General features: G+C 33.0%; 10 protein-coding genes. 2 read left to right on the plus strand and 8 right to left on the minus strand.

Going from position 1 to position 12,022, the window contains the following annotated elements:
- Position 1: 1 nt before the first annotated feature.
- Together ACJBCC_RS02335 and ACJBCC_RS02340 are read right to left on the minus strand one after the other, a co-directional pair.
- Positions 2 to 2,986, minus strand: coding sequence for an amidohydrolase family protein (locus ACJBCC_RS02335; RefSeq protein ID WP_407556294.1), 2,985 nt, complete (start codon positions 2,984 to 2,986; stop codon positions 2 to 4).
- A 166-nt stretch (positions 2,987 to 3,152) separates the two neighbouring features.
- Positions 3,153 to 4,220: a DUF3810 domain-containing protein gene (locus tag ACJBCC_RS02340; RefSeq protein ID WP_407556295.1), complete on the minus strand. Its 1,068-nt coding sequence runs from the start codon at positions 4,218 to 4,220 to the stop codon at positions 3,153 to 3,155.
- A 540-nt stretch (positions 4,221 to 4,760) separates the two neighbouring features.
- On the opposite strand from ACJBCC_RS02340, the gene ACJBCC_RS02345 reads away from it, so the two are divergent.
- A complete protein-coding gene (locus ACJBCC_RS02345) occupies positions 4,761 to 6,224 on the plus strand; it encodes an aminoacyl-histidine dipeptidase (protein WP_407556296.1) in 1,464 nt (487 codons plus the stop codon).
- Between the two features lie 157 nt (positions 6,225 to 6,381).
- Here the strand turns inward: ACJBCC_RS02345 and ACJBCC_RS02350 are convergent, their stop codons facing one another.
- The 3 genes from ACJBCC_RS02350 to ACJBCC_RS02360 are packed head-to-tail and all read right to left on the minus strand — an operon-like array spanning position 6,382 to position 9,134.
- A complete protein-coding gene (locus ACJBCC_RS02350) occupies positions 6,382 to 7,563 on the minus strand; it encodes a peptidylprolyl isomerase (RefSeq protein WP_407556297.1) in 1,182 nt (393 codons plus the stop codon).
- Positions 7,556 to 8,089 (minus strand): gliding motility-associated peptidyl-prolyl isomerase GldI, encoded by a 534-nt coding sequence (gene gldI, locus ACJBCC_RS02355; protein WP_299099652.1) that lies wholly within the window; start codon positions 8,087 to 8,089, stop codon positions 7,556 to 7,558. Before gldI ends, ACJBCC_RS02350 begins: the two co-directional genes overlap by 8 nt.
- Before the next feature lie 10 nt (positions 8,090 to 8,099).
- On the minus strand, positions 8,100 to 9,134 hold the full coding sequence (locus tag ACJBCC_RS02360) for a DHH family phosphoesterase (RefSeq protein ID WP_407556298.1): 1,035 nt from the start codon (positions 9,132 to 9,134) through the stop codon (positions 8,100 to 8,102).
- A 211-nt stretch (positions 9,135 to 9,345) separates the two neighbouring features.
- On the opposite strand from ACJBCC_RS02360, the gene ACJBCC_RS02365 reads away from it, so the two are divergent.
- A complete protein-coding gene (locus ACJBCC_RS02365) occupies positions 9,346 to 9,765 on the plus strand; it encodes a nucleoside-diphosphate kinase (protein WP_173301589.1) in 420 nt (139 codons plus the stop codon).
- A gap of 359 nt (positions 9,766 to 10,124) precedes the next feature.
- On the opposite strand, the gene ACJBCC_RS02370 is transcribed toward ACJBCC_RS02365, so the two are convergent.
- The 3 genes from ACJBCC_RS02370 to ACJBCC_RS02380 form a co-directional block, all read right to left on the minus strand.
- The gene (locus tag ACJBCC_RS02370; RefSeq protein WP_407556299.1) at positions 10,125 to 10,415 is read right to left on the minus strand and encodes a hypothetical protein; all 291 of its coding nucleotides are present in this window, start codon (positions 10,413 to 10,415) and stop codon (positions 10,125 to 10,127) included.
- 272 nt (positions 10,416 to 10,687) lie between these two features.
- Positions 10,688 to 11,269 (minus strand): hypothetical protein, encoded by a 582-nt coding sequence (locus tag ACJBCC_RS02375; protein ID WP_299099658.1) that lies wholly within the window; start codon positions 11,267 to 11,269, stop codon positions 10,688 to 10,690.
- Between the two features lie 4 nt (positions 11,270 to 11,273).
- Positions 11,274 to 11,765 (minus strand): RNA polymerase sigma factor, encoded by a 492-nt coding sequence (locus tag ACJBCC_RS02380; protein ID WP_299099660.1) that lies wholly within the window; start codon positions 11,763 to 11,765, stop codon positions 11,274 to 11,276.
- Positions 11,766 to 12,022: the final 257 nt, after the last annotated feature.

Here is a 12,022-nt window from a genome sequence, read left to right on the forward strand (position 1 = left end):
TTTAGTGTGCAGAATGTTGTTCATTATCCATAGAATCGCAATGCAATAAGCGTTCTCTTTTCTTCTTAACAGGTTGTGTTTGCATTCCTTTGTTTTTATCTTGAAGCATTAAATTAATCAACTCGCTTTTTTCCTTTTTAATCGCTTCACGCATTTGTTTGTCTTGCTCAAGGTCAAAGTACGTAACACCTTCAATAATTGTTTTTTCAGCTTTGGCATAAATAGACATAGGATGGTCTGTCCATAAAACCACATCAGCATCTTTTCCAACTTTTAAACTTCCAACGCGCTTATCTAAATGTAATAGTTTAGCCGGATTCAAAGTCACAAACTTCCAAGCCTCCTCTTCACTAATACCACCATATTTTACAGATTTAGCAGCTTCTTGATTTAAGCGTCTAGACATTTCGGCATCATCAGAATTTATAGCTACAGTAACACCTGCATTGTGCATAATAGCTGCATTGTACGGAATGGCATCATTTACTTCATATTTATAAGCCCACCAATCACTAAAAGTAGAGCCACCAACACCATGGTCTTTCATTTTATCGGCTACTTTGTATCCTTCAAGAATATGCGTAAAGGTGTTAATTTTAAAGTCGAATTGCTCTGCAACTTTCATCAACATATTGATTTCACTTTGCACATAAGAATGACAAGAAATAAAACGCTCGCTATTTAGAATTTCAGCAAGAGTTTCCATTTCGATATCCTTTCGGTATGGTTGACCACTTTTCTTTAAATCGTCGTATGCTTTGGCTCTTGTAAAGTAATCAACAAACACTTGTTCAACGCCCATTCGAGATTGAGGGAAACGTGCATTTCTTCGAACTCTAGATTGTTTTACATTTTCTCCTAATGCGAATTTTATAAACTTTGGCGAGTTATCATAAATTAAATTTTCAGCAGATTCGCCCCATTTTAATTTAATAATAGCCGAACGGCCACCAATAGGATTTGCTGAACCATGTAAAATCTGAATCGATGTTACACCACCAGCTAAATTTCTGTAGATATCAATAGATTCGTCATTAATAACATCTTCAATAGTAACTTCTGCTGATGAATTTTGACCACCTTCGTTTATAGATGAAGCCGCAATATGCGAATGCTCATCTATAATACCAGCCGTTATATGTTTGCCAGTAGCATCAATAACTTTCGCTTTTTTATTTGAAAGGTTTTTGCCGATTTTAGAAATCTTTCCATCCTTAATTAGAACGTCTGTATTTTCTAAAACACCATCTTTTTCATTGGTCCACACCGTTGCGTTCTTAAATAATAAAGTTTCAGATTGTGGCTTTTCTTCAAAACCATAGGCTAAATTAGGATATGAAATAGGGCTCATAAATGGTTTGTCCTTTATCACTTCATGTCTCTTTTTACCATCCTTTTTAGGTGCTTCTTTTTGTTTTGCTTTTAAGGCATTAAAAGGTAATTCATTGCCATTTGGAAGAATTGCTTTACCATTTAAAGCATTGTGATTTGAAGCATTTGCAACCACTCTTATATACTCTTGTTTGGTGCTATCCGCAGTTTTAAATGTTAAGGTTGCCCAGTTATCTTTATAACTCATTTTGGTGCTTAAATCCTTATCGGTACTTTTAATTTTAGCCTTAGGTTTACTTGTGCTACCAGAGATATTTAATTCATAAGCTGTGTTATTGATTTTAAAGGTGTAATCGCCATCAATATCAGTTTTAGACCTATCCGAAATAACATTAGCTGTACCTTGAACCCAATTTTCGTAGAGTTTGGTTTTCTTTTCAAAAATATCGCCATCTGTGATTAAGAAGTTAGCGTAGCTACCCGTTTTTAACGTTCCTAAAACATCTGATTTTCCTAATAATGAAGCCGGAATCGTTGTTAAAGCTTCTAAGGCTTTTTGTTTAGAGAGTCCCATTTCAATGGCTTTCATTAAATTGGTTTTAAATGATTTTTTAGATTTTAAACCATGCGTTGTAAATGTGAAATTTATACCGTTTTCGGCTAATAATCTCGGATTGTGAGGTTCTTGATTCCAAGAACGCATATCGCTCAAAGACAACGTACTTGCTAAGAAAGGGTCTTCAACATTGTAAGCCAATTGAAAATCTAATGGAAGAATAATAGTGGCATTTGTTGCTTTAACTTCGCTAATACGTTCGTACTCGTCGCCACCACCTAAAATGGTGTATTGAATATTATAAGCATCGCCAACTTTATCGGCACGCAAAAGATTCATTCTGCTTCCAGCTTCAAAAATCTGTAATAAATTCTTGTTTTTATTTAAGGCTTCTAAGGATAAATCTTTAGTATCAATATGTCCTGCCGCATACCAATCGGCATCAAGGTACATTTGTCTTAACAAGGCCATGCTTCCCATAATTGAAGATGGATAAGACTGATTAGATTTGGCGCTTTTACTAAATGAAAAATGCTGAGACGTTCTGCCATCCATAATACGCATGGCATTATCTGCATTGTTATTTAATGCAATTAAAGCACCTGTTCCGCGCACAACACCATCAGGGAAATGGGTATTTACGGTTCCGAAACCTAAATTTAGTAATTCTGTAGCGGATTTTTCATCGTACTTAAAAGTCGTCATAACGTCTTGTTCTGGCATCACGTGGTCGTTCCAGTAAAAACCGCTTCGGCTTGGTCCATATTGAGATTCGCCGCGTTGTCGTTTTGGTTTTTCTACACCAAATGTGGTATATAAATCAATAAAAGAAGGATAAATAGTTTTACCAGAGAGGTCAATGGTTGTTGTATTCTTCGGAATTGAAACCGATTGGCCAACGCTTACCACTTTACCATCTTTAATAAGAAGTGTGGCATTGTTTATAACTTCAGTTGGCGATACATGTATCGTTGCATTAGTAAATGCAGTGTAATTGGTGTTATTTGCTATGACACCAGCATTACTAGGAAAGTAATCTTGAGCAAATAGTGAAAAACTGCACATTAGTACGAGCAGTCGTAGGTAGTGTTTTATCATAAAATATGTGGTTGGATTAATGCTTTTAAAGATAGTAATTATTGGTTAAATCGGAATTAAAAATGTTGTTTTAACTTTTGAAAGCTGTGTATGAAGTGATTTTGTAAATCGTCTAAGCGGATTTCTATGCACACTCTTCATAGCTTAAATAGCCATTTTAGAGATGTTAGAGGTATTTATCCTCATAATAATTTACCAAAAGTGCAACGACGTAGCTGTAGCTTTTCATGCCAGCAGATTGATTGTTGGCTTTTAAGAAATTATCGAATGTCTTTTCAAAAAAAGGTTCAATAGGATTTTTATAAGCGTTCCAGAAGTCCTGATTTTCTTGATAGTTTTTTAAGATGCCTTTGTTTATAGTTTGTAAGATTGTTTCATAACGTTCGGGCTCTCTTTTATAAACTTCAGCCAAGCAATAGCGCAAGGCAAAGGTGTAACCCGAATATTTAAAATAAGTATCCTTGTTATGGATTGCTGCCAAACTACCAATAAAATTAGCTTCGTTTTCGGCAGCATAACCTAATTGATGTGCGGCTTCGTGACACGATGTGGTTGGAAATTTATAGGTTGGAATTAAGCCATTTACTTGAGCTTCATTGGTAAACGGATTTATATAACCCGAAAATCCCATGTATGTTAGTGCTAAACTGTAAATAGATTTTTTTATGCTCTTTGGATGGTATTCTAAATGTAGATATTCCTCTGATAGTGTTTGGTAGCCATCCTTTACTTTGGCCATTATTTCAGTTTTTGTAAAAGGCAATTCAACTTTTATGGTATCGTTTTTTGCGAGTTGAAGTTGTAATAAATTCGATTTTTCAATTAAGCGTTCCGTAAACGAAATGAGTTGCTCTGTGGTGTATTCTGCTTCAAGATTTAAGGACTTGTACAAAGGTTGTCTGTAATAATTGAAAGCCCAAAGGATATGAAAAGCAAAATAGGCTAGGGATAATGTGGCACCAATATCTAATAACCAATTTTTTGTATCTTTTACAATACGTTTTCTGTTAACAATTAGCCATCTTATAAGATAAATGCCAGCCAAAGTGTAAAAAATATCGCCTATGGAAAACGGCAGCCAGCCAAAAACATAGCGCGACAATTTAGATAAAAACTGATAGATTCCGTTGCTGTAAAATTGCTCAACAAATTCAGGGTAATATTTCAATTGAGATAAAATGAGCAACTGAATTCCGAAGAAAATAACAAGGATGAGTTTTTTGTTTTTACGCATGTTTCAAATTTAGGGAAAAGTTGGAAGGTTGGGAAGCCTTAAAGTTGTGAAGTTTGATAGTTTGAAAAGTTATAAAGATACAAAGTTGCAGAGGTTCAAAGGTTCAAAGGTGCAAAGGTGCAAAGTTTTTGATTTATTTTTTTTCTTAATTTTTTCTTTGATTATTAAGAAGCTCAAAATTAAAATAGTACTAATTCCAACGAAAAGTAATCCGTATTTGAATAAACCTGTTATGAAAAATGTTGCAAATCCTTTATAACGATTCTTATTTGCGCATTCAACGAGTTGCGGTATGATGTTAGAGTGTTCTAGAAAGAAATAACCGACTATACAGATTACGCTAATTATATAATATTTTAGAATTTTTAGGTTCCGTTTTGTCATTACTTATTTGTCCTATGCGTGTTATATCTTAATGATACATTAGTAAAGTTAAATCATTATTTGTTATCCCAACAAAGACTGCTTCATATTTCGTAAATTTGCACAACCTAAAAATAAATTATTAACTTAAAAGACACCCATTTTGTGGGCATATATATGAGTTCAGAAATAAGAAACTTAGAGCCAAAACAACTTTGGAATAAATTCGCAGATTTAAACGCGGTACCACGACCTTCTAAAAAGGAAGAGCGTGTGATTCAATTTATGAAAGATTTTGGAAACCATCTTGGATTAGAAACTATTGAAGACGAAGTAGGTAATGTTATCATCCGCAAACCTGCAACGGCTGGTATGGAAGACCGTAAAGCCATTGTAATGCAAAGTCATTTAGATATGGTGCATCAAAAAAATAACGACACTGTTTTCGATTTTGATACACAAGGTATTGAAATGTTTGTAGAAGGCGATTGGGTAAAAGCAAAAGGTACTACGCTTGGTGCAGACAATGGGTTAGGTGTAGCAACCATTATGGCTGTTTTAGAAAGCGATACTATTGCGCATCCTGCTTTAGAAGCGTTATTTACAATTGACGAAGAAACCGGAATGACAGGTGCTCAAGGTTTAAAAGGAGGCTTGCTTAAAGGCGATATTCTTTTAAATTTAGATACTGAAGAGGATGATGAGATTGGCGTCGGTTGTGCAGGAGGTGTTGATGTTACAGCAACAAGAGACTACAAAGAAGAAGAAACACCAGAATTTAAAATTGGTTATACTATAACTGTAAAAGGGTTGCAAGGTGGACATTCAGGTATGCAAATCCATGAAGGTTTAGGAAATGCTAATAAGCTAATGAATCGTTTATTATTTGATGGTTTTGAAAACTTTGGATTACGTATTTCTGAAATTGATGGTGGAAGTTTACGAAATGCTATTCCTAGAGAAAGTAATGCTATTGTAGCCATAGATGCGGTGCATGAAGCTGCTTTTGAAGCCGAAATGAAAGATTTTGCTGATCTGCTTAAAGTAGAATTTAAAACGATGGAACCAGATTTAGAAATTATAGTGTCTAAAACCGAACTTCCTGAAAAAATTATGGATTTAGGTGTGCAAGAAGGTTTAACTAGAGCTTTGTATGCTGCACATAATGGTGTTTACAGAATGAGTCCGGATATTGAAGGCTTAGTAGAAACATCAAATAACATTGCGAGAGTTATTGTAAAAGATGGAGCAATAAAAATTGGTTGTTTAACACGTAGTTCTGTTGATAGCACCAAAGAAGATTTAGCGAATACATTACGTGCTACTTTTGAATTAACTGGTTGCGAGGTAGAATTATCTGGCGATTATCCTGGTTGGGCACCAAATATGGATTCTGATATTTTAAAAGTGATGGTACCTATTTATGAGCGTTTAAACAATGGAGAGAAGCCTCATGTTGCAGCTTGCCACGCAGGACTAGAATGTGGAATTTTAGGCACTAACTACCCAAAAATGGATATGATTAGTTTTGGGCCAAATATTAAAGGTGCACACTCACCAGATGAACGTGCTCAGATTTCTTCGACACAGAAGTACTGGGAATTTGTATTAGAGATTTTAAAAAATATCCCGAAAGCATAATTTTATTGATTCTACTAGGCTTTTATGAGCAAGTAAGTTAGTGAAAAAAGTAAAAGACCTGTCAGGTTTTTAAAAATTGACAGGTCTAATATAATTGCAATAAAAAAGCTGGTATTAAGTCAATTCTTAATACCAGCTTTTTTTATGTTACACCTTTTTATTCTGAAATTTCAGTAAGTTCCATGATAAATATTAAATCCGTATTTGGTGGAATAGGATTACGACCTCTTTCACCATATGCTAAATGAGAAGGCATATAGAAATACCCCTTTTCTCCAACTTTTAACATCGCTGCCGCTTCTTTAAAACCAGCTATCATACCTGCTTCTGGCGTAATTTTCATTGGCATAGGCTTATACATATCACGTTGTGTCTTCATAGGATTTAGCATTCCGTATTTTTCTTCAACGTCCTTAACGTTACTGTCAAATAATTTACCATCTACAAAATAACCTTCATAATTGATTTTTACATCAGACCCTTGTTTTGGTTTAGCACCATTAGTTGTGGTTATCATGTGCACCTTCAATCCAGATGCTAATGTATTAGTTTTTGAATTATAATCTTCAAAAATCAATTTAGTTGCTTCAGCAGCTACAGTAGATTTTTCTTCTCTAAGTTTTTTAGCTTCTTCAGCTTTTTTTCTAGCTTCAATTCTCGCTTCTGCAGCACGTTCCTTAATTTTAGGTAATTCTTCAGTAAAAACTTTAGGTGCATCAAAAGACTTTGCATCAGACCCTTTTCTTATAATATTAAGCTTTGTAATTACAACGTCTTCAACTGGCTTGTGATTTCTAGCACTAGGGTCAATAACTTCAACATTAGAAATAGAATCTTGTATTTCTAAACCTTCAACCAATTCCCCAAAGACAGCATGCTTGTTATCTAATCTTGGATCTGGTCTTTCCATAATGAAGAATTGACTTCCGTTTCCATTAGGACCGCCATTTGCCATAGATAAAATACCTGGTTTGTCGTGTTTTAAATCTACATGAAATTCATCATCAAATTTATATCCAGGATCTCCCATTCCTGTCGCAGTTGGGTCACCACCTTGAATCATAAATCCATCAATTACTCTATGAAACGTTGTGCCATCATAATAAGGTTTACCTTTAAATTCTTCACTTGCTAATGGATGATTTCCTTCAGCTAATGCTACAAAATTAGCAACTGTTACAGGTGTTCTATCTGCATATAATTTGGCAATCATAGTGCCTTTATTGGTTACAAACTCTGCATAAAGTCCGTCTTCTAAATTGGGATACTGTACTTGGCAAGAAAAATTTACCGTTAATAATAATAGTACAACGATTGCTGTAAGCGTTTTTTTAATCATTTGTTTTAATTATAGTGTTTAATGTTACTTCGCAAATTAGAGGAATATTAGTTCCTATTTTATGTTCGTCTCCATAATATCCAAAAGCTTTTTGGGATGGAAAAATAAATGTAGCAGATTCTGTAGGTTTAAGTAATTTTAGCCCTTCGCGTAATCCCGTGAACAATTCTTCCTTGTCCATAACATAAGTTTTATTGGTGTCTGCATAAATCTGATCACCTTCTATATTGGAGACATCAAAAGTGAAATCGACCACATCACCAAATTGCGGTTGAACCGTGTCATTTTCTATTTGGGTGTTATATGAATACCAAAAACCGCTTTTAGATGCAATATAGTTCCTGTTTGGATTACTTTTTATTAAGTCTTGAATTTGTTGGTGTTCTAGCTCGTTGAGTTTTTTGTTTCGCTCAGCAGATGCTTTTAAAAATGAACCAGATTGAACTGATTCTGGTAATCTAGCTTCAGGTGATTTACAACTAAAACACAGCATAGTAAGAGCAAATACGAAGAGTAGGTTTTTCATAATATTTAATTTAATGCCCATTTTGGGCTTGGGACAAATCTTTTTTATACTGTGGTAATATACTAATAAATTTATTTATAGCCGTTTCCATGTCTGTTTCACTGCGTCCACCCGCTGCATTTGTGTGTCCTCCACCATGAAAATGTGCTCTAGAAAATTCATTTACAGAGAATTCTCCTTTACTTCTAAATGAGATTTTGATAATGTTATCTTGTTTGTTTTCAATAAAAATTGCAGCAAATATAATTCCCTCTAGCGACAATCCATAGTTTACAAAACCTTCAGTGTCTCCTTTTTTAAAATTGTATTGGTCTAATTCTGCTTGAGAAAGGGTAGTGTAAGCCGTTCTCAGTTCTGGTATCACTTTTAGATTTTGCATCGCTCTACCTAATAATTGTAAACGACTGTAACTGTTAGAATCGTATATATTATTATGAATTTGAGAATTGTCTGCTCCTTTTTCAATTAAACTACCAATAACGTGATGAGTTTTGGTTGTAGTTGCCGGAAACCTGAAAGATCCTGTATCTGTCATAATACCAACATACAAACATGTTGCAATGGTTGCCTCTATTTTTTGAGTGTCTCCAAGCATATCTATAAAATTATATACCATTTCGCAGGTTGAAGACATCGTTACATCAGAATACATATATTTTGCATAATCATCTGGTTGCTGGTGATGGTCTATCATAATTTTTGTAGACTTAGAAGCTTCTAAAACTTCTTCCATTTGATGGCCAGCTCTATGAAAGGCATTAAAATCTAAAGTAAAAATTAAATCTGCGTTTTCAATATGCGGAATGCAATCGTTTTGTTGAGTTTCAAATTTTAATACTGTATCGTCTCCTGGCAACCATTTTAAAAAGTTTGGATAATCATTTGGTGCAATAACAATGGCATTATGATTATTTAATTTTAAATAATGATATAAGCCAAGTGTAGAACCCATAGCATCACCATCTGGATTTCTGTGTGGCACAATAACAATGTTCTTAGGTGAACTTAATAGCGCTTTTAGGTCTGAAATTTGAGCTTTATTCATAGATGGCGAAGATACGTTTTTTTAGATTTTATTAATCTTATTTTTAAAATTGAAATGATAAAATTTTATTAAAATTTTACAGCATAGCATAGATATCACTAGGGTTGGTAAGATTTATTAACAGCACTAAAACTATGATCAAATTAATAAATATTGCACTTGATTAATTAAAGAAATACATTACTTTTGCAGAATATTTAAAAAAAGATACATGGCAACTAACAGAACATTTACAATGTTAAAGCCTGATGCTGTTGAAAAAGGACACATTGGCGCAATATTAGAAAAAATTTCAGCTTCAGGATTTAGAATCGTAGCAATGAAATTAACACAAATGACTAAGGCGGATGCTGAGGAATTTTATGCAATACATAACGAGCGTCCATTTTTTGGAGAGTTAGTAGAGTATATGACTCGTGGACCTATTGTAGCAGCTGTTTTAGAAAAAGAAAATGCAGTTGAAGATTTTAGAACATTAATTGGAGCTACTAATCCTGCTGATGCAGCAGAAGGTACTATCCGTAAAATGTTTGCAGATTCTATTAGCGAAAATGCTGTTCACGGAAGTGATAGCGATGACAATGCAGCTATAGAGAGTGCTTTCCATTTTGCAGGAAGAGATATGTTTTAAGCTAAAAACATTAAGCTAAATAAAAAAGATCATCTTATTAGATGGTCTTTTTTGTTTGAAAGTGTTTTCAGTTGTTTGTCGCTTTATCTTCTCCTTTTGGAATTTTTCTATCCTCTAATATTGTATCTGTTATTGGTATTTGCTTTTCATAAAGAAGTTGCTAATCATAATTATCCTAAAAATATTCATCTCTAAATTCATTGTTAACATTTATAAAATCTGATTCTTTCGAGATTTTCATGCGTTCAGCTCCTTAAAAAGAGCAAACAGAATGATTAAGCCAACTTATAATAGTGTCTGATTTTCCATAGTAGGCAAGAATCAAGCAATAAATTATATGCTGTGTTAGGCACTGGCTTTTATTTTTTCTTTAAGCCGTTTTCTTTCATTATATCAAAGGCTTTGTCAAATTCGGCTTTCCGTTCCGTTTTTACATTGCCATAAACCATTTCTGTTCCATCAATATATTCCTTTCGTGAGTGAGTTTCAGAGTTCTCATTTTTCGGTAATTCAAGTCCTGCATTTCCGCCTCTTAAAATAATCACATAGCTATTATCAGAATATACAAAGTCTTGGTAAAATCCCTCTTCGTAAGATTCAACTTGATTTTTTTCAATTCCGATTGGTAATGTCAAATAATAGTCAGACATATTTATTTGAACATCTGCGAAAGAGTACTCAATTCCGCTTTTCTGTTTACAACTCAGCAGTATTAAAATTCCGAAAATCAGTATGAAAATTTTTCTATTCATTCTTTTCCGTTTGAGTGAGTTCAGCTTGTGCCTAACGTTGTTGTATATGGAAAGTTGCGTGTTTACGTGCGAGGATTTTCCGAAGGAAAATCAGACGTAGTAAACGTACAACGACCTTTATTTTAGCACAACACCAGCAATAAATTATATACGGTGTTAGGCACTGGCTTTTAATTCTTATTCTCCAAATCAGAAATTAAACTTAACGTTTTTCTTTTGTTGACATCTAGATTTCTTTTATTGATGATGTAAGCTACAACAAAAAGAATGACTGTCGCTAAATGAAAAAATATTCGATTTTCGTTGTTAATCTCAAAATTAAATATTGTTCCATTTTTGTTTAGACCAAGCAATGCAATATTTAGCGCTATTATTATTACTGACATATATATTAACAAATGTTTAATGCTATAATCCATTTTTTTAGACAGGTTTTTAATGAAGTCATGATTGTTAAAATCAGATTCATTAGAAATAATTTCATATTTGTTCTTATAAAGAGGTATTAGTTTTATGGAAACACCAATTAATAACATTACAAAGGATACTAAATAATACTTATTTGCTAATAATTCAGATATTCCAATTGAACAAGCCGTAATAAGAATGATTGATACAATCACTAACTTTGTTCTTTGTTCTTTAGAATTTCTTTCCATTTGATTTAACCTTTCAATAAGTTCATTCGATTCAAGTGTATTTGATTTTTGTTCTTGCCACATATTTTTCCATTTTATTATTTGTGTTTCCATTTTCTTAAATTTTAGTGATTAATTTTTTCTTAATTCTGTTTATTCTTGCACCTACATTAGATGTACTAATTCCTGTTATTTCCGCTATTTCTTTGTAGGTATTATCTTCTAATAGTAAGCTAATTATTATTCTGTCTATTTCTTTTAAAGTTGAAATAGCTTGATACAATTTTTTAATCTGGTCTTGTTTGTCAGATTCAAATACTTGAGTAGTTTCTGTTTTTAAATTATTTGGTAATAGGTTTGTTTCCCTATATCTAGATTTATTGATTTTATTTATTGATAACAGCGCAGTATTTGTTGTTATTCTATAAACCCAAGTATTAATTGAACTTTCTTGTCTAAAACTGTCTAAACTTTTCCAAACTCTAATTAAAACTTCTTGAAATAGGTCATCTGCATCTGTTGTATTTCCCATAAAACCCAAGCAAAGACGATAGATTTTATCTTTTAAATCTACATAGATTTGGTCAAAATATTTTTCTTTATTTTTCATAAAATTCGGTAAAAGCACTAGAGTAAATCGAACTGATTTTATGAGAAATCTTAAATGGTTTTTGTGTAATTATTGCTGTTTTTTTCATCTAATTTGTTTGAATGATTTACTCTTTAGATTAGCAAATGAAGTTTTTATTACACTTTTCTTGAAATTTTTTATTTGAGGTGGTTTTTCAGCTGTCTTGTCCTGAAATATGGCTACAGGTTAAAATTGAATTAAGCTGATAATTTATATACCATATTAGGTGTTTTATA

This window comes from Winogradskyella sp. 4-2091, from assembly GCF_045765065.1.
Lineage (GTDB): Bacteria > Bacteroidota > Bacteroidia > Flavobacteriales > Flavobacteriaceae > Winogradskyella.